At 60.3% G+C, this 18,390-nt stretch carries 19 protein-coding genes; 11 read left to right on the top strand and 8 right to left on the bottom strand.

The genetic code is table 11. The features are described from left to right. Nucleotides 1-46: 46 nt before the first annotated feature. From EL18_RS02285 to EL18_RS02275, 3 genes are all read right to left on the bottom strand, one after another. Nucleotides 47-2,236, bottom strand: coding sequence for an anthranilate synthase (locus tag EL18_RS02285; protein WP_036479359.1), 2,190 nt, complete (start codon nt 2,234-2,236; stop codon nt 47-49). Between the two features lie 209 nt (nt 2,237-2,445). Continuing rightward, on the bottom strand, nt 2,446-3,249 hold the full coding sequence (locus tag EL18_RS02280; RefSeq protein ID WP_051913688.1) for a DUF1206 domain-containing protein: 804 nt from the start codon (nt 3,247-3,249) through the stop codon (nt 2,446-2,448). Further along, on the bottom strand, nt 3,246-3,980 hold the full coding sequence (locus EL18_RS02275; protein WP_051913686.1) for a phosphatase PAP2 family protein: 735 nt from the start codon (nt 3,978-3,980) through the stop codon (nt 3,246-3,248). Before EL18_RS02275 ends, EL18_RS02280 begins: the two co-directional genes overlap by 4 nt. Before the next feature lie 340 nt (nt 3,981-4,320). On the opposite strand from EL18_RS02275, the gene rnk reads away from it, so the two are divergent. Next, a complete protein-coding gene (gene rnk, locus EL18_RS02270; protein ID WP_036479357.1) occupies nt 4,321-4,722 on the top strand; it encodes a nucleoside diphosphate kinase regulator in 402 nt (133 codons plus the stop codon). A 1-nt stretch (nt 4,723) separates the two neighbouring features. Here rnk and EL18_RS02265 read toward each other — a convergent pair whose 3' ends face one another. Next, a complete protein-coding gene (locus tag EL18_RS02265) occupies nt 4,724-5,845 on the bottom strand; it encodes a DUF2333 family protein (RefSeq protein WP_036479356.1) in 1,122 nt (373 codons plus the stop codon). Nucleotides 5,846-5,969: 124 nt separating this feature from the next. Further along, nucleotides 5,970-6,584, bottom strand: coding sequence for a thymidine kinase (locus EL18_RS02260; RefSeq protein WP_036479355.1), 615 nt, complete (start codon nt 6,582-6,584; stop codon nt 5,970-5,972). Between the two features lie 199 nt (nt 6,585-6,783). Here EL18_RS02260 and EL18_RS02255 point away from each other — a divergent pair, with 199 nt between their 5' ends. The 7 genes from EL18_RS02255 (at nt 6,784) to EL18_RS02225 (ending at nt 13,401) form a co-directional block, all read left to right on the top strand. Continuing rightward, complete coding sequence (locus tag EL18_RS02255) at nt 6,784-7,731, top strand: choline ABC transporter substrate-binding protein (protein WP_036479353.1); 948 nt, start codon at nt 6,784-6,786, stop codon at nt 7,729-7,731. 74 nt (nt 7,732-7,805) lie between these two features. Next, nucleotides 7,806-8,657, top strand: a complete 852-nt coding sequence (gene choW, locus EL18_RS02250; protein ID WP_036479350.1) for a choline ABC transporter permease subunit — start codon at nt 7,806-7,808, stop codon at nt 8,655-8,657. Next, nucleotides 8,654-9,841, top strand: coding sequence for a choline ABC transporter ATP-binding protein (choV, locus tag EL18_RS02245; RefSeq protein ID WP_036479348.1), 1,188 nt, complete (start codon nt 8,654-8,656; stop codon nt 9,839-9,841). The genes choW and choV overlap by 4 nt, the downstream gene beginning before the upstream one ends. A gap of 85 nt (nt 9,842-9,926) precedes the next feature. Then, nucleotides 9,927-10,688: a 3-hydroxyacyl-CoA dehydrogenase gene (locus tag EL18_RS02240; RefSeq protein ID WP_036479346.1), complete on the top strand. Its 762-nt coding sequence runs from the start codon at nt 9,927-9,929 to the stop codon at nt 10,686-10,688. 4 nt (nt 10,689-10,692) lie between these two features. Next, the gene (locus EL18_RS02235; protein WP_036479344.1) at nt 10,693-11,826 is read left to right on the top strand and encodes a CaiB/BaiF CoA transferase family protein; all 1,134 of its coding nucleotides are present in this window, start codon (nt 10,693-10,695) and stop codon (nt 11,824-11,826) included. Between the two features lie 37 nt (nt 11,827-11,863). Further along, complete coding sequence (locus tag EL18_RS02230; RefSeq protein WP_036479342.1) at nt 11,864-12,598, top strand: HugZ family pyridoxamine 5'-phosphate oxidase; 735 nt, start codon at nt 11,864-11,866, stop codon at nt 12,596-12,598. After that, nucleotides 12,595-13,401, top strand: a complete 807-nt coding sequence (locus tag EL18_RS02225; RefSeq protein WP_036479339.1) for a TrmH family RNA methyltransferase — start codon at nt 12,595-12,597, stop codon at nt 13,399-13,401. Before EL18_RS02230 ends, EL18_RS02225 begins: the two co-directional genes overlap by 4 nt. Here EL18_RS02225 and EL18_RS02220 read toward each other — a convergent pair whose 3' ends face one another. Together EL18_RS02220 and EL18_RS02215 are read right to left on the bottom strand one after the other, a co-directional pair. Next, nucleotides 13,402-14,592, bottom strand: coding sequence for a coiled-coil domain-containing protein (locus EL18_RS02220; protein ID WP_036479337.1), 1,191 nt, complete (start codon nt 14,590-14,592; stop codon nt 13,402-13,404). Nucleotides 14,593-14,707: 115 nt separating this feature from the next. Beyond that, nucleotides 14,708-15,289, bottom strand: coding sequence for a DUF1134 domain-containing protein (locus tag EL18_RS02215; RefSeq protein WP_036479335.1), 582 nt, complete (start codon nt 15,287-15,289; stop codon nt 14,708-14,710). Between the two features lie 268 nt (nt 15,290-15,557). On the opposite strand from EL18_RS02215, the gene chpT reads away from it, so the two are divergent. Both chpT and EL18_RS02205 read left to right on the top strand, forming a co-directional pair. Further along, nucleotides 15,558-16,208: a histidine phosphotransferase ChpT gene (gene chpT / locus EL18_RS02210; protein WP_036479334.1), complete on the top strand. Its 651-nt coding sequence runs from the start codon at nt 15,558-15,560 to the stop codon at nt 16,206-16,208. A gap of 105 nt (nt 16,209-16,313) precedes the next feature. After that, complete coding sequence (locus tag EL18_RS02205; RefSeq protein WP_036479332.1) at nt 16,314-16,688, top strand: response regulator; 375 nt, start codon at nt 16,314-16,316, stop codon at nt 16,686-16,688. 90 nt (nt 16,689-16,778) lie between these two features. On the opposite strand, the gene ctrA is transcribed toward EL18_RS02205, so the two are convergent. Continuing rightward, nucleotides 16,779-17,474, bottom strand: a complete 696-nt coding sequence (gene ctrA, locus EL18_RS02200) for a response regulator transcription factor CtrA (RefSeq protein ID WP_036479330.1) — start codon at nt 17,472-17,474, stop codon at nt 16,779-16,781. 434 nt (nt 17,475-17,908) lie between these two features. Between ctrA and EL18_RS02195 the strand changes: the two genes are divergently transcribed. Then, nucleotides 17,909-18,283, top strand: coding sequence for a flagellar export protein FliJ (locus EL18_RS02195; RefSeq protein ID WP_036479328.1), 375 nt, complete (start codon nt 17,909-17,911; stop codon nt 18,281-18,283). The last annotated feature ends 107 nt before the right edge of the window (nt 18,284-18,390 follow it).

The following is an 18,390-nucleotide window of genomic DNA, read 5'->3' as shown; positions in this document are numbered from 1 at the left end:
AAGGTGAATCAGATTGCCAGCGGGTTCAGGCCCCGCTGCACCGTGCTCAGGCGGCCTGTTCCCGCGCCTTGCGCGGAAGATGTGCCACTACATTCTCGATCATGCGCATACCGGCATTCTGTCCCAGCGTCATGATCGATTCGGGATGGAATTGAACAGCCGCAATCGGCTCTTTCTCGCTCTCTATCCCCATGACAATTCCGTCATCGGTCTCCGCGGTGATGACGAAACCATCCGGCATGCTGGACGGATCCGCGAAAATGGAATGATAGCGGCCAACGGTGATCTCGTTGGGCAGGCCGGCGAAGACCAGGCTGTTGCCCCCGGCGCGGATGCGTGAAGGCTTGCCGTGAACAGGCTCACGAAGCTGGCGGAGCTCACCCCCGCAGGCTTCCACCAGAGCCTGCAAGCCCAGGCACACGCCAAACAGCGGCAGATGGCGGGAGCGCGCCTTTGCGATCGTTGCCGCACAGTCGAAATCCTTCGGTGTGCCGGGGCCCGGTGAGAGGACAACCAGATGCGGATCGACCTTCTCGAACACCTCGTCGGCCACCGGTGTGCGTACCGTGGTCACTTCCGCGCCGGTCTGGCGGAAATAATTGGCGAGCGTGTGGACGAAGGAATCCTCGTGATCCACCAGCAGGATGCGGGTCCCCGCACCCACTTTCTCGCTCTCGTTCTTGTCGTTCATTATATTCTTCTTGCCTGCATCGCGAATGGCCGAAAGCATTGCGGAAGCCTTCAGTTCCGTCTCCGCTTCCTCTTCTTCGCCATTGGAATCATAGAGCAAAGTCGCGCCCGCCCGGACCTCCGCAATTCCATCCTTGATGCGGATGGTGCGCAATGTCAGACCGGTATTCATGTCACCATTGAAGTGGACCATACCGACCGCACCGCCATACCAGGCGCGTGGGCTCTTCTCGTTCTGTTCGATGAAGCGCATGGCCCATAATTTGGGCGCGCCTGTGACCGTCACCGCCCAGGCGTGAGACAGAAACGCGTCATAGGCGTCCATGCCTTCGCGCAAACGCCCCTCGATATGGTCGACCGTGTGGATGAGGCGCGAATACATCTCGATCTGACGGCGCCCGATGACACGAACCGAGCCGGGCTCGCAGACCCGGCTCTTGTCGTTGCGGTCGACATCGGAGCACATGGTCAGCTCCGACTCGTCCTTCTTGGAATTGAGAAGCTTCAGGATCTGTTCTGAATCCGCGATGGCATCGTCACCGCGCTGGATCGTGCCGGAGATCGGACAGGTCTCGACGCGGCGGCCATTGACCCGCACGAACATCTCCGGCGATGCACCGATCAGGAATTCCTGTTCACCCAGATTGATGAAGAACGAATAGGGCGACGGATTGATCTGCTTCAGCCTGCGCGAGATCGCTGAAGGTTTGCTCTCGCAGCGCTCGAAGAACATCTGGCCCGGAACGACTTCGAAAAGATCGCCGCGCTTGAAGCTTTCCTTAGCCCTCTCGACCAGCCGGGCATATTCGCCTTTTTCGTGGTCGCAGCGCGGGGGAACACGATCCGAAGGCTTGAAGGGTGCCGCTTCACCAGAGCGCTCAAGCCCCTCGGTCGAAAACCCCTCGCCTGCATAATCGTAGCGGTCATGCCAGGCCTGGGCGGCATGGTGGTCGACCACGAGGATCTCGTCGGGAAGATAGAGCACGACATCGCGCTGGCTTTCAGGGCGGTCGAGCTTGAGCTTCACCGGATCGAACTGGAAGGCGAGGTCGTAGCCGAAAGCACCGTACAGGCCGAGATTGGCGTCGTCATGGGTGCGGAAAAGGTCGGTAATCGCACGCAGCACCGTGAAAACGGAAGGCGCGCGTGAACGTTCTTCCTCGGTAATGACGCCCGATGGCTCGGCGACCTGCAACAGGGCGCGTTCGGCAGAATGCTCCAGGACCGCGACCGGCTCGAGCGCCTCCACCGCACGCATGATGGTCGGCAACATGACTTCGCCGCGCTTGTTCAGCGCCTCAATCTTCATGTCGCGCCCGCGCGCGGAAATGACGACTGGGGGATCGACAATTGCCGTGTCCCAACGCGTGTAGCGCCCGGGATATTCATAATTGGACGAGAAGACTGCGCCGCGGCGCGAATCCAGCGCATCCACATAGGCTTCGATCGCGCCCTCATAGGGCGTTTCATGCCGCTGACGCGTGATCGCGATTCCACCCGCGGTCTTGAACCGCTCGGCACCGTTTTCCAGAACTTCCACGCTCATCTTCCCTATCCCGACTTTTCAGGTCCTGACCGGAAGCCGATAAAGAAAATGGCCGTCCGGCTTTCACCAGCGGCCACCTTTTCAATCGCGCACGAGATTGATGCCGGCCGCTGTTAGCGGACCCACCACCATGCAATCGTGTTTGCGATCATGCTCATGAGCGTTTCAATACAGGCGATCCAGCCCCGCGGCAAGGGGGATGCGCAACCTCACGCATCTTCCACATTGATGCGTCGCCAGATGGCTTCGCAGAAGGAGTAGATCGCGAAGAGCAGCAGGCCAAGCGCCGTGGCACCCAGCAGCCAGCGCCCGAATGGCAGGCCGGCAATGAAGTCGAGCGCATCCGAGAGGCTTGCCTGATCGCTGTCCGAGACGCCCTGGCGCCAGAACAGATAGGCGATGAGCAGGAAGATAACGCCGCGCGCCATGAGCCCACCGATGGCAGCGATGTCGACATATTGCATCACCTGCTCGGATGCCTTGAAATGCTCGCGATATTTGCGGCGCACTGCCTTCCATATGTGGGCGAAGGCCACGCCCGTGAAAACGGCTGCAATCAATGTGGCGGCCAGCTGCGCGCCTGCGATGCTCGCGATGAAGCCAGAGAACCCTTCGCCACCGGAGCTGCCACTGCTGCCGCCCCCTCCCCATCGAAGTGAGAAGGTGAAGAGTGTCAGGACCCCATAGGTGAAGGCCGAGGCCAGCAACCCTGCGCGGATGACGAGCCCCGTGGGCTTGTAGCCGTGATCATCCGTATCAAAGACCGATTGTATGACCCGCCACAGCGCATAGCCGGCAAGACTGACGACCAGAACAAGGCTGAGAATGTCGCTGGCAGTGGTATCGGTCAGAAACCGGATGGCGTCACGCGTATCACCCCCCTCGCCCGTACCAAGCGCGGCCGTGGCGGCAAAGAAGGCCAGAACCGTGTAGACCAGACCGCGTGCGGCATAGCCCGCCCGGGCGAAGGGCCTGAAGGCTTCGTGCATATCTTGCTTGTCGGGCGTGTTCATCCGTTTCGGCTCCTTGAGCGCCAGTATTGGAGGAGCTGGACAACCAGCCAGGAAAGACTTGCCCAGGCAGCTCCGAGCGCCCAGCCAGCGGCGACGTCACTGGGCCAGTGAACGCCTACATAGATGCGGCTGAGCCCTACGATAATGGCAACGAAAACGGCGACCGAGAGCACATAGATGCGCACGCGCCGGTCATCCACGAAACGCACGACCAATGCGGCGAGCGTCAGATAGGCAATGGTGGTTACCATGGCGTGCCCGCTGGGAAAACTCAGCGTGTGAATGGCATCCAGGTGGTCGACGAGATCGGGTCGCGGCCGCGCGTAGTAAAGCTTCAGATAGTGGGTGAGCAGAGCACCCGACCCCACCGCAAGCACGGCATAAAGCGCCGGTCCGTACCGCTTGGTGACCAAGAACAAGCCGACGACCGCAGCAAGCGTGAGCACGATCAGCGGATAACCGCCAATGGCCGTCACCTCGACCGCGGTTTCCTCCAGCCAGGGCGGCCCCAATGGTTCTCCGGGATCGTCCGCCTCGCGAAACAGCAGGAACAGCCGCTCGTCTATCTGCGCCATCTCGCCTTCGGCAACCTCGTCAGCGATGGCGACAAAGCCATAGACCCCGAGCCCGAGAATGGCAGCCATAATGATAGGGATGATGTTAGCGGGTCGGTGGCGAATGCCTTTCACAAGGCTGGTAACGGTTTCGGCAACAGCCGATCTCCTATGCAAGACTTGCTCCCTCCGGCGAAATTTGGCGGCAATTGAGGAAAGCTAACGCATCATCTACCCGATTGGCTCCATCTCCTTGTGGCGCAACCGCTTGACAGAGTGCACGAACACCCCCACCTTTCACCCATGACGACTGGCAACCGAACCCGCTGCAACCATTTCAAGGTCTCTCCCATCGCAGGAGAGTGACCCCGGATTCGGCTGCGTCCCCGGATCCAGGGGACGCACAACAGCTTTTCGAATGAAGCTGTTCGCCAAGACCAGGACGCAAGTTTTTCCCGACATGAAGGCAACATGCCGGCGCCGACAGATGCTTGGCGCGGCATCAGGATTTTGAACAATGGACAACAAGACACAGACGCTTCGCAAGCCGCGCATAACGATTGCCCAAAGCGATCATGACCGCCTTCTGGCCCTCGCCGAAAAGCTGGAAGAGCGCGATCCCGCCGTTTCGGAAACGCTGTTCACCGAGCTCGAACGCGCGCGCGTTGTCGAGGATGATCGCCTGCCGCCAAAGGCGGTGCGCATGGGCTCGCGACTCACCTACAGCGCCGACGATGGCGAGCCGAAGACCGTCACGCTCGTCTTCCCCGCCGAAGCGGATATCGAAGCCGGCCGCATTTCAATCACCACGCCCGTCGGCACAGCACTGATCGGCCTGTCGGTCGGGCAATCCATCAACTGGAAAGCCCGAAACGGCCAGCTTCACAAGCTGACCGTGCTGTCGCTGGAGAAGGATTGATCTACCGGTCCAGAACCTGCCGCAGTTCCACGAGATTGGAGCGTACGCGCAGGACGTAGAAGCCCATGGTTGCGAGGTGGGTTGGCATGATCCATCCATCCTCGCGGCCATTGGAGATGATGGCCGGTGTAATCGTGAGTGCTGCACGAAACTGGCCTTCGGTCGCTTCCCACAGCGATTCCAGTGAACGCTGGCGGATGACGTCGGCAAAGTCCGCACCGGCGGCATCCAGAAGGCCGTAATAGGCATAGAGCTGGCCATAGGCGAACCAGAAGCGGTCATCGGCACGCGTATCGAACCAGCCGCCATTGTAATTTTCCGACCGCTCACGCAGGATCGCCGAGGTCGAGCCGATATCGCTTGAGATGCGGTCCAGAAGCTGGATCAGATTATCCGCGCGGGCATCGAAGACGGCTTCGCAATTGGCCAGCGCATCGTTGAACTCACGAAAATTCTTGATCGACTGGCGATAGAAACTCGGTGTGGGCGCCTTCGGGCCAAACGGGTTGAGGCCGAAATACCAGGTGTCTTCCGAGAACTGGATGCTTTCGCGCGCCTTCTGCAAGCGCGCATCGATCTGTGAGGTGCCGCGCACACGTCCAAGAGCATCCACAAGTTCGACAGCAATACGGCGAACGCCCTGGTTCACGCCACGCTGGAAGGCAGCCTTGTTGTCGAAGAAGGGCGTGTTGTCCCAATCGATGAAGAAGAAGCCGGTCTTGTAGAGAAGCATGGAGGAAATCCAGGCATTCTCGTTGACATTGAAATCCGTCAGATCGGCTGCGACTTCGACAATGGCAGAACGCCCGCAAGTGCGGGTTTCGCCGCCTTCGGTCGCATTGACCTGTTCGCCGGCAGTAACCGTGCGCTCATCGAACTTGTAGGCTGCGGGATAATCCGGATTGAAATTCGTCCAGACCTGCGTCTGCCACATGAAATAGATATAGAGACCAGCGAAGAGCAGGACGAGGGAGCCAACGACCGCCTGCAGTATCCAGCCCCTATGGCGGTACCAGCGGCCCAGCGCCAGAAACGGCCATGCAAGCCACGCGAAAAGCCAGCCAATGCCGACGCCGATCCAGTGAAAAATGCGGGTGAAGAATTCCACGATCGGTTCGAGCACCGCGTGCCTCCGTCAGACTGATCCAGCGCCGCCGCGCTTCCTTTGGGTGAGATAGGCGGTTTGGCGATCTTCTACAACCGCTGACTGCTCATGGGCAGCCGGGATGCCAGTTCTCCTCGCGGGGCTACTCAGCCGCAGCGAAGCCCACCAGATCCTCCGGTTTCCAGCGACCCATCTCTTCTTCCCAGTGCTTGCGGCACAGCGAGACATAGACATCCTTGCCGATGGCGACCTGCTCGCCCTGCTTGGCCACCTTGCCGTCGGGGCCCAGCCGCACGACCATGTTGGCCTTGCGCCCGCAGCGGCAGATGGTGCGCACTTCGCGCAACTCGTCGGCGATGGCGAGAAGCGCCTGCGACCCTTCGAACAGATTGCCTTGAAAATCGGTGCGCAGGCCGTAGCACATCACGGGAATGCCCAGCCGGTCGGCCACGCGCGCAAGCTGCCAGACCTGCTCTTCCTGCAGGAATTGTGCCTCGTCCACGAAGACGCAATGCGTGGTGGTATGGTCGTGGTGCTCGGCGATCCGCGCAAAGAGATCATCGCCCGAGACGAACATCTCCGCATCCGCCTCCAGACCGATGCGCGAGGAGACATAGCCTCCGTCGTGCTTGCGGTAGTGTCCCGCCACGAACAGCATCGTGTTCATGCCGCGCTCACGGTAGTTGTAGGACGCCTGCAGGAGCATGGTCGTCTTGCCGGCATTCATGGTGGCGTAGTGAAAATAGAGCTTGGCCATGGCTTTTCGCTGTCTTTTGCCTAACTCTTTAACAGCGATAGACAGGGGGAAAAGCATCAATGCCCATTCTTCCACCGATAACGGGCAACATACCACCCAGACAGCGCCAAGATGGCTCGAAAGTGGTGCTCGCCTTCCAAACAGGGCATTATGCGTCTAAAAGCACCCGCTCAAAGCAACAATGACAGGGAGAACCATAATGATCCTGAAGCGTGCGACGACCCTCGCGCTTGCAGCAACCGCCGCCATTCTGACGAGCCAGGCCCATGCGCAAGATTCCGAAGCCTGCCAGGAAGTGACGTTCTCCGATGTGGGCTGGACGGACATCACCGCCACCACCGCGACCGCATCGGTCGTGCTGGAGGCGCTTGGATACGAGCCGGAGACACAGGTTCTTTCCGTACCGGTGACCTATGCTTCGCTGGCCAATGGTGACGTCGACGTGTTCCTCGGCAACTGGATGCCGACCATGGAAGCCGACATCGCGAAATATCGCGAGGATGGCTCGGTCGAGACCATCGTCACCAATCTGGAAGGCGCGAAATACACGCTCGCCGTTCCCCAATACGCCTTTGATGCCGGCCTGAAGAGCTTCGAGGACATCGCGAAGTTCCAGGAAGAGCTCGACGGCAAGATCTATGGCATCGAGCCGGGCAATGACGGCAACCGCCTGATCCTCTCCATGATCGAGGAAGACAAGTTCGGCCTTGGCGAATTCGAGGTGGTGGAAAGCTCCGAAGCCGGCATGCTTTCGCAGGTCCGCCGTGCGGTGCAGAAGGAAGAGCCGATCGTCTTCCTCGGCTGGGAGCCGCATCCGATGAACGCCAATGTGGAGATGGCATATCTTTCCGGCGGTGACGACGTGTTCGGCCCGAACTATGGCGGTGCGACGGTCCACACCAACACCCGCAAGGGTCTCGTCGAAGAATGCCCGAACCTGGGCAAGCTTCTGAAGAACATGGTCTTCTCGCTCGAGATGGAAAACGAGATCATGGGCGCCATCCTCGACGACGGCAAGAAGCCCGGTGACGCGGCAAGCGAATGGCTGAAGGCCAATCCGGACGCGCTTGGTCCGTGGCTTGAAGGCGTGACCACCTTCGAGGGCGAAGATGGCATGGCTGCCGTCAAGGCAGAGCTTGGCCTCTGATCCAGGCTGACTGAACTACGGGCATCCGGGATCACCGGATGCCCTTTCAACAACAGAAGGACGCAAACAACCTTATGGATCCCGTATCCGACTGGCTCGCCGACCGGAAAATTCCCATAGGTCGCTGGGGCCAGGACCTCTTCGATTTTCTCACCACCAATTTCGCCTGGGCCTTTGACGGCCTGGCTGAAGGTCTGGCAACCGTTCTGGAAGGTCTGACCGACCTTCTCATGGCCGTGCCCGCATTGGTCGTCGCGCTTGCAATAGCTGCATTGGCCTATGCGCTGCAGCGCTCGTGGAAACTCAGCCTCGGCGTGTTTCTGGGCCTGCTCTTCATCATCAACCAGGACCTTTGGGAAGAAACCGTCGAGACACTTGTGCTCGTCGTGGCCGCCACATTCGTCTCCATGGCCATCGGTGTGCCGGTAGGCATCTGGGCTGCACACAATGCGCGCGTCTATCGCATTCTCCAGCCCGTGCTGGACCTGATGCAGACACTGCCGACCTTTGTCTATCTGATCCCGGTTCTCATCCTTTTTGGTCTTGGTGCGGCGCCAGGCGTGATCGTCACGGTGATCTTCGCCTCGCCCGCTCCGATCCGCCTCACCTATCTGGGCATCACCTCGGTGCCGAAGCCGATGCTTGAAGCCGGTCAGGCCTTTGGCGCGACCAAGATGCAGCTTCTGCGCAAGGTGGAACTGCCCGCCGCCATGCCTTCCATCATGGCAGGCCTTACGCAATGCATCATGCTTTCGCTTTCCATGGTCGTGATCGCTGCTCTGATCGGTGCCGATGGCCTCGGCAAGCCGGTGGTACGAGCGCTGAATACGGTGAACATTCCGCTCGGGCTTGAAGCGGGCCTGGCCATCGTCGTGCTTGCCATCATTCTTGACCGCATCGCGCGCATCGGGGGGCAAGGCAAATGAGTACGGCAATCGACTTCAAGGATGTCGACATCATTTTCGGCACCCAACGTGAGCAGCAGGAAGCCCTTCCGCTGGTGGATGCAGGCAAGTCACGCGAGGAAATAATAGCGCAGACTGGAGCGGTTCTCGGCTGCGCCGGCTGCAATCTCACCGTCGAACGCGGCGAGATCTCCGTGCTGATGGGTCTTTCCGGCTCCGGCAAATCCACGCTTCTGCGTGCGGTGAACCGGCTGAACGAGACGACCCGCGGCGAAGTGATCGTCAATGATGGCGACTGGCAGGCCAAGGTCACAAGCGCAAACGCCGGCGAATTGCGCCGCATCCGGCGCGAATGCGTGGCCATGGTGTTCCAGCAATTTGCCCTCCTGCCCTGGCGAACCGTGGCCGAAAATGTCGGCTTCGGGCTCGAGCTTGCAGGCGTGCCTGCGAAAGAGCGCCGCGAGCGCATCATGGCACAGCTGGAGCTGGTTCATCTGGAAGACTGGGCCGACAAATATGCCCATGAGCTTTCCGGCGGCATGCAGCAGCGTGTCGGCCTTGCCCGCGCCTTCGCGACCGAAGCGCCGATCCTGCTCATGGACGAGCCCTTCTCCGCGCTCGATCCGTTGATCCGCACGAAGTTGCAGGATGAGTTGATGGAGCTCCAGTCAAGGCTGAAAAAGACGATCCTCTTCGTCAGCCACGATCTGGAGGAAGCGCTGAAAATCGGCAACCGCATCTCCATCATGGAAGGCGGACGCATCATCCAGACCGGCGCGCCGGAAGACATCGTGCTCAATCCCCAGACGGATTACGTGCGCGACTTCATCGCCAATGTGAACCCGCTCTCGGTGCTGACGGCATGGAACGTGATGCGCGATGCGCGTGATCTGGAAAATGCGGGAGACGGCTGGCTGTGGCTCGACCGCAGACGCACGACCCGCTTCAAGTTCGACGAGAACATGCTGGTGGTGGATGCCGAGCGCAATGGCAAGCCCGCGATCTGGGTCTCGTGCGACAACATGGAGCGGCTGCCGGAGGACAAGCCGAAGGTCTATTGGGCGACCGCTGGCACACCGCTCAAAACGGTGATGCAGGCCATGCACCAGTCGCAAACGGCACCGGTTGCGCTGTTCGACGAGAAGTCCCGCTTTGTTGGCGCCATCGGTATCCGCGACGCGCTCAAAGCCGTTTTGCGCCGCTGATAACGACCACACCTGAACCTTTCGCGGCACCCGGCGACCAGCTAGGGTGCCGCTTTGGTTTGTACCATTCGGGAGGCGTTACAGCATGAATCCATCAGGCCATGTAGCATTGGTCACCGGCGGCGGCTCCGGCCTTGGCGAGGCAACCGCCCGCGCGCTTGCAGCCAGGGGCGCGAAGGTCGCTCTTGCCGATATCCAGGTCGAGCGGGCAACGCAGGTGGCTGAAGAAATTGGCGGCATTGCCGTCAAATGCGATGTGACCAGCGAAGAAGATGGACAGGCAGCCATTCTTGCGGCAGCGGAGAAACTTGGCGCCCCGCGCATTCTCGTAAATTGCGCCGGCATCGCGGTTGCGGTGAAGACTGTCGGCAAGGATGGCCCGCACTCGCTTGACCTCTACCGCAAGGTCATCGAGATCAACCTGCTTGGCACCTTCAACATGATCCGCCTTTTCGCTGCTGCAGCGCAGGACCTCGACCCGCTGGAGGGTGGCGAGCGTGGCGTGATCGTCAACACGGCATCGGTTGCGGCCTTTGACGGGCAGGTCGGCCAGGTCGCCTACTCCGCTTCCAAGGGGGGTGTCGTAGGAATGACGCTTCCCATAGCGCGTGATTTGTCCCGGTCCGGCATCCGCGTCTGCACAATCGCACCGGGCATTTTCAAGACACCGATGATGGCCGGCCTGCCAGAGGACGCGCAGGCCTCGCTCGGACAGCAGGTCCCCTTCCCGCCCCGCCTTGGCGAGCCGTCCGAATATGCGCAGCTTGCCTGCCATATCGTGGAAAACCAGATGCTGAACGGCGAGACGATCCGCCTTGACGGCGCGATCCGCATGGCACCGCGCTGAACCCATGGCAGGGCCGCTCCAAGGGATCCGCGTGATCGAGATGGCGGGGCTCGGCCCGGTGCCGTTGGCTGGGCTGATGCTTTCGGAAATGGGTGCGGAGGTGGTGCGCGTGGAGCGGATCAATGCAACCCGCGCCTTTCTGGACATGAAGCCCGAGCATGACCTCGACCGTCACGGCCGCCGCATTCTGCGCGTGGACCTGAAAAGCGAAGCCGGTCGCGACCTGCTTCTTCGCATGGGCGGGAAAGCCGATATCCTGATGGAAGGGTTCAGGCCGGGAGTGATGGAGCGGCTGGGACTGGGCCCGCAGGACTTCGCCGCCCGAAATCCCGCACTCATCTATGGTCGCATGACCGGCTTCGGCCAGGAGGGACCACTCAGCAAGCGTGCCGGTCACGACCTGACCTATCTGGCACTTTCAGGCGTGCTGTCGATGATCGGCCCGAGGGATGAGAAACCCGTCCCGCCGCTCAACCTTGTCGGCGACTATGGCGGCGGGACCATGTTCCTGCTGACCGGTCTGCTGGCCGCACTTATAGAGCGCGGCCGCACAGGCAAGGGACAGGTGGTGGACGCAGCCATGGTCGACGGCGCCTCCATGCTTGCCCTCTCCTTTTTCGGCTTCATGAAGGCCGGAATCTGGCAGGAAAAGCGGGGCGAAAACCTGCTCGACAGCGGCGCACCATTCTACGACACATACGAGACCGCAGACGGCGGGCAACTTGCCGTCGCCTGCCTGGAGCCGCAATTCTTCGCCGAATTTTCACGCCTGTTGCCGCTCGAAGAACCATTTGCTTCCAACCAGTATGACCGCAAGCTGTGGCCTGAAATGCGCAAGGCCATTGCAGCCCGGCTGAAGACGAAGACACGGGATGAGTGGGACGCGCTTTTTGCGCCCACCGATGCCTGCGTGGCGCCGGTCCTGTCGCTCTGCGAGGCACCGGAGCACCCTCACAATCGCGCGCGCCAGGCGCACGTAAAGGTCGGCGACATGATGCGTCCGGCACCCGCTCCGCGCTTTTCGACCGACAAGGCAAGCGTTGCCGGCATAGCAGAGCCTGTCAAAGATCTTTCCGCTTTCGGCATAGATGCAAATGAGCTTGAGGAACTTGTGCAGTCGGGCGTGATCGGCGATTGAGTTTCTGGAGCGCGTAGGAAAGCGCCGGGAGCCACGAGTGACGAACGAAAAGCCAAGCCCCATCAGGCCAACCGATGCCGAAGCGATCGCGCTCGCCCGCCGCATCCTGCGCATGGCTCGCTTCGGCGCTTTGGCCACACTTGATGAGAACGGCCTACCCCAAGCCACGAGAGTTGCCTTGGCAACGGAGTACGACGCCGCACCTCTCCTGCTGATCTCCGAGCTTGCCGCGCATACCAGGGCGCTTGCTGCCAATCCGGCCTGCGCCCTGCTTGTGGGGGAGCCCGGGAAGGGAGACCCTCTCGCCCATCCCCGCCTGAGCCTCAAGGCAGAGGCACGAAAAGTGGATGCAACGCGGAACGCGTCTGTCCGCCTGCGCTATCTGGCGCGCCAGCCCAAGGCCGCGCTTTATATCGACTTTGCGGATTTCGCCTTCTACCGGCTCGAACCTGTTTCAGCCCTGCTGAATGGCGGGTTCGGCAAGGCCTATGAACTTGGCCGGGAAGAACTTCTCGTACCGGTGCCATCCGGTTTCGAGAAAGCGGAGCGCATCGCGCGCGATATGTTGAGCGACGAGGCTATCCAGCAACTGATACCGGACCGCGTGCGCCATTCACACGACACGTTCCGGATCGGCGGCATCGACCCGGAAGGCGTGGATCTCGTTGCGGGCGATCGGGTGGAACGGGTGCCATTTGCAAATCCGGTCCGAATTGCAACCGACCTCCCCAAGGCGCTCGCCGCCTTGCAGACCCAGGCAGACAGGACATGAACCGTGAGCTGATCGAGATCACCGATCCGTATGACGAGCGCATTGCGCCCTATCGCGATATTCGCGAGCGCGACCTGGTCGGACGCCAGGGACTTTTCATTGCTGAAGGCCGTGTCGTGCTGAATGTGCTGTTCTCGACGAGCCGGTTTCGCGCGCAATCACTGTTTCTGCGCGACAACCGCGTCCAAGGCGCACGCGACCTGCTTGAGCGTGTTCCGGCTGATATCCCCGTCTATGTGGCCGGCGGCGAGATCATGGATGAGATCGCCGGCTTCAACATTCATCGCGGCATAATCGCGGTGGGTGAAAGGTGCAGCAGCCAGACCGCGGAAGAACTGCTCGACAGCCTGCCGGAGAATGCACTCGTGGTGGCGCTGAGCGCCATCGCCAACCATGACAATATGGGCGCGATCTTTCGCAATGCGGCAGCCTTCGGCGCGGATGCGGTGCTCCTGGACAGCGATTGCTGCGATCCGCTCTACCGCAAGGCCATCCGCGTTTCGGTAGGCGCTGCCCTGAAAGTCCCCTTCGCCCAGGCGGGAAAAGCACAGGAGATGACTGCACTTCTTCATGCGCGCGGTTTTGACGTGCTGGCCATGACGCCACAGGGAGAACGCGATGTGAGCGAAGTTAGCCTCGGCCCGCGAACGGCACTTTTGCTGGGTGCGGAGGGGCCGGGGCTCGATTCAGGTCTTCTGGAGCAATGGCCGACCGTGAAAATCTCGATGCGGGAGGATTTCGACAGCCTGAATGTCGCGACAGCCTCGGCCATCGCGCTGCATCACATCTGGCTCAAACGCTGATCATTCGGCTGGCGCGGTCGCGCGGCGCAATGCCTTGACGCGTTCGGCAAGGCTGACGCTTGCCGCCTGGGGGTCCTGAGCGACCTCGCTTTCGATGGCGGATATGATGGGCGACTCCGGGCCCTCAAGCGCAGCTGTTATCGTCACCACCTCGGCGGCAAGTGCCGCGATCTGTTCACGAAGCTCCGCATCGCCGGAAGGATCGGCATCTTTTTGCGAAAGAGCGGCACGCAGCTTGCGGTTCTCTTCCACCACGGCTTCAAGCCGCGCCTTCAGACGCCCCTGGACCGGGTCTTCGCTTTCCTGATCCGAACCAAGCAGGCTCGAAATCTGCAGGGAAAGATCGGCCGCCTTCGTCTCCAGGCGAGCATTTTCTTCTTCAAGCGCCGCCATCTTGGCCGCTCCACCGTCATCTGCCATGGTGTTCTCCCGCAGCCTCGTCTTGAGAAGCGCGATTTCGCGCTGCTTGCGCTCCAGCGCCTCTTCGCGCGTCGATGCCTGAGACATCATCCGCTCATTGCGACGTTCGAGGTCCTTGGCTCTCTTCTCGGCGAGCTTCAGCGCATTCTCGACCTGCTTGCGCCTGCTACTCGCCTCGCGCAGATCAGCACGGGCCTGTTTGCGCTCCTCGCGAAGAACGCCAACGGAATTTTTCAATCGCTCAATGTCGCTGTCGCGAGATACCAGGTCCAGTTCCAGTCGGCTGAGCTTGAGGCTCGCCTCCTCGTAGGAACCCGAAAGGCTCTCGATCTCGGTTGCCTGTTCCCTGGCCCTTGCTTCCGCCTGCTCGAGGCTGAGCTTAAGCGATGCAGCTTCGGCCTGCGCAGCGGACAGCTGTTCCCTTGTCTCGGACAGTTCCGCTTCGCGCGTTGCAAGGCTTTCTGCAAGCGCAGCCTCGCGCTCCCCCGCCTCCGTAAGGTCAACCCGTTGCTGGTTGATCGTGACCAGATCACTGGCCGCTTTCTTCTTTTGCGCCTCGACCTGCATCTCAAGACGGCGCACCGCCATGGCCTGCTCGGCGCGCTGGGCGTCAATGGCTGCATTCAGCTCGTCGCGAGACAGGGGAAGCTGGGCTTCCAGCCGCTTGCGCGCAAGCTCGCCCGCCCGACGCCAAAGGGCGGGCGCAACAAGCACCGCCAGCAATGCGGCTGCGAGAAATCCGAGGGCGAAAACGAGTATATTCTGGATCACGTGATCAGGACCGGGCTCAAAGGAACGAGTTCAGTTTCGCATGCCTGGCCGCCACAAATCCAGTGGAGTCATGCCGGCAGGTGTCGCCGGCATAACGATTGGTGGCCCGACAGGTTCAAAACGGGTTCCAGGTCGGACGCGCCGTCATCTTGAGATAGCCGAGATTGACACCCAGACGCGCGCCGACACCCGTGCGGATCGGCACGACGAGGACATTCTGGTTCTTCAGGACGTTGAAGCCGAGGCCTGCCACGACATAGGCCGAACCGGCCACGCCGCCATAGCGGCGGTAAAGACTGCCGACCTGATCGAGATTGTAGACCAGCACCATCACGCGCGACCCTTGCGCGCCGAAATCCCAGCCCACTGAGGGCCCCTGCCAGTAAACCGGGTGGTCGCCTGCATTCTTGGTGTAGAGTGTGCCTTCGCCGTAAGTCAGACCGCCGATGATGGCCCCCGAGCCCTCCGAACCGAGGACATAACCGTTGGGCAGACCATACATGGAGAAGATCTTCTCTACGACCGTGGCAAGGCCTCCGGTGGTGGCGCCGAAGAAATTGTCACCGGCGTCCACGATCTCGTCCATCGTGTAGCCGTTCTGCTGCGCCTTGGCCGGTCCTACATTGAAGGCACAGACGGTCAAAAGCAGCGAAAGTGCAGCAATTGCACGGGTAAAAGAGCTCAGGGTAGAAAACATCGTACTCTCCGTTGTGAAGCAACAGCGCGCTGGGGCGCCGCAGCGGCTTCCGCAACCCCGCCCGGGACGGATATCTCGAATTGGAGAATAGGCCGTAATCCTTTTTCAACCATTAAAGCTTCCCCTAAAGGCAGGGCTGACGGAGCCGAATTCTTGCTGCTTCCGCTGCCTTGTGTAATCAGGGTTTCCTGAAAGCGGATTGACTGATTCGCTATTGCCTGCACGCCGCCAAACGCAAGTTTTTCACCCCAGACGGGATGGCCAGACCATGAACGACATTCTCACCCTCAGCGCGACGGACCTCGGCGCCCTGCTGTGCAGCCGGGTCTGCCACGACATCATCTCACCGGTTGGTGCAATCAATAACGGACTCGAGCTTCTCGATGAGGGCGGCGCAGACGAAGATGCGATGCAGCTGATCCGTGCAAGTGCGGTCAACGCCTCGGCCCGACTGCAATTCGCACGCATTGCCTTTGGCGCAGCCGGCTCGGCGGGCATGCAGATCGACACCGGCGATGCGGAAGCCGTTGCAACCGCCTTCATCCGCAACGAAAAGCCTGATCTGGAATGGATCGGCACACGCGCATTGCTGCCAAAGAACAAGGTGAAGCTTCTGCTCAACCTGTTGCTGGTGGCAAATGCCGCGATCCCGCGTGGCGGCAAGTTGACCGTACGACTGAAAGATGTCGAGACGGAACCGCGCTTTGAGATCCGGGCCCATGGCCCGATGGTTCGCGTTCCACCGAAATTCCTCGAGCTCCACAGCGGTCGGGAATTGGAAGACGGCGTGGATGCGCACAGCGTACAGTTCTACTACACGCTGCTTCTGGCACGCGAAACGGGGCTTGAAATTTCCATTCGCGCGAGTGCGGAAGAGATTCTGCTTTCTGCAGCTCCAGCTCAGAAATCAGGTATTTAAGCAGAATTTAACCAAGCTCGTTCGCCTTCGCTTTACAACGTTCTGGTACCTTACTTTTCGGAAACGGCGGGTAAGCCCCCGCCGTCGAAGAAGGGACCTGGGACCATGAAGCGCTGCCTGATCGTCGATGATTCAAGCGTCATCCGTAAAGTAGCCAAGCGCATCCTGACGGCATCGGACATGCTGGTGGCCGAAGCGGCAACCGGCCAGGAAGCTTATGAGATCTGCCTGCACGAAATGCCGGAGATCATCATCCTCGACAGTCTGTTGCCGGACGTGGAGTCGGCAGAACTGATTGGCCGCATCCTCGCGCTGGATCCCGCCAACAAACCCCACATCCTGCTTTGCTGCAGCGAGCTGGATATCGGCCCCATAATGCGCGCAAAGCGTGCCGGTGCCAGCGGTTACATGCTCAAGCCCTTTACCCGCGCGCAGCTTCTGGAGAATTTCCGCGAATTGAAGCTGACCGACGCGGCCTGATCACGCGGGCCTTTCAGCCCATCGTGCAAAAACAGCAAAACCCGGCGGATCAGGCCGGGTCTTGGACTTGGTCTCAGAAGTTGATCGAGATCAGGCGCTCTGGCGAACCTCTTCGGGTTCGCGCAGCACATAGCCACGGCCCCAGACTGTCTCGATGTAATTCTGACCGCCGGATGCAGTGTCGAGCTTCTTGCGAAGCTTGCAGATGAAGACGTCGATGATCTTCAGTTCCGGCTCGTCCATTCCGCCATAAAGGTGGTTGAGGAACATTTCCTTGGTGAGCGTGGTGCCCTTGCGCAGCGAGAGCAGCTCCAGCATCTGATATTCCTTGCCGGTCAGATGTACGCGCTGCCCGCCAACTTCCACGGTCTTGGCATCGAGATTGACCACCAGGTCACCGGTCGTGATGATCGACTGGGCATGCCCCTTGGACCTGCGGACGATCGCATGGATACGTGCGACCAGCTCATCCTTGTGGAAAGGCTTGGTCATATAGTCGTCTGCGCCGAAGCCCAGGCCGCGAACCTTGTCCTCGATGCCAGCCATGCCGGACAGGATCAGGATCGGGGTCTTCACCTTCGAAAGGCGCAGTGTACGAAGCACTTCATAACCCGACATGTCCGGCAGATTGAGATCCAGCAGGATGATGTCGTAGTCGTAGAGCTTTCCGAGATCGACGCCTTCCTCACCCAGATCGGTGGTGTAAACGTTGAAGCTCTCCGATTTCAGCATCAACTCGATGCTTTGTGCGGTTGCACTGTCGTCTTCAATCAACAGAACGCGCATGTCTTTCCCCTTCTCCGCCGCCGCCCCGGGTCGCCAGACCACCGGAAACTGCGACGTGTGTCGCCTGAATCGGAGGCTGCCAGTTAATGGTTAACAAAATCTGTTTCATCCTTGCAAGCGCTAACATCGCTTTTGAGAATGTCCGGGCACATCGTTGAATCCAAATATTGAATCACTTTCGCTGCATCCCCAGAAAATGTGTCTTTCACCGAGCCCGTGCGAGGTAACTCGAAACTGCCTCACGATTTTTACCGGGCCTTAAGTGATGACCCGTATGATTAACGATGCCCGTAAACGAATGGTTACCGGGCAGTAAGAAATTTAGGGATTTGTTTCCCATTTCCGCGTGGGCAGCTCTGACGAGGGTTCGGCGGTGGGGGATCATGTATCGGCCGATGATCGGCCTTGTGTGTAAGCGGTGTGGGAGTTGTGTCATGAAATCGCGTGAAAATCTTGTCCGGCTCAAGCAATTCCAGGTCAACGAGAAGCGGCGTCGGCTGACACAGCTGGACACGATGATCGCCGAATTCGAACGTATGGCAGATGAACTGGATGCGCAGATCGTCTCAGAAGAGACAAAGGCCGGCATTACCGATCAAAGCCACTTCGCCTATCCGACATTCGCAAAAGCTGCGCGCCTGCGCCGCGACAATCTTCGCACCTCGCAAAACGAACTGGCAGAACAGAAGGCCCAGGCCGAGGCCGATCTCGCCGAGAGCGAAGCGGAACTGAAGAAGGCCGAAGCGCTGGAGATGCGCGACGGAAAACGCGCCGGTGACGGCGAAGCCTCCCGCGCAATGGTGGGCTGACCTGCACAAATCACACGGAATGCCAGGCGAGCGGGCGCAGCAGTGCCCGCTTTTTTTTGTCGTTTTACGCTGCAATTCGCGCGTTTGACATCTGGCGAGCTATAGCA

The sequence above is a fragment of the Nitratireductor basaltis genome, from assembly GCF_000733725.1.
In the GTDB taxonomy this organism is placed as follows: Bacteria; Pseudomonadota; Alphaproteobacteria; order Rhizobiales; family Rhizobiaceae; genus Chelativorans; species Chelativorans basaltis.
Note: the sequence above shows the minus strand (reverse complement) of the source record. Positions and strands in the feature narration are given on the sequence as shown.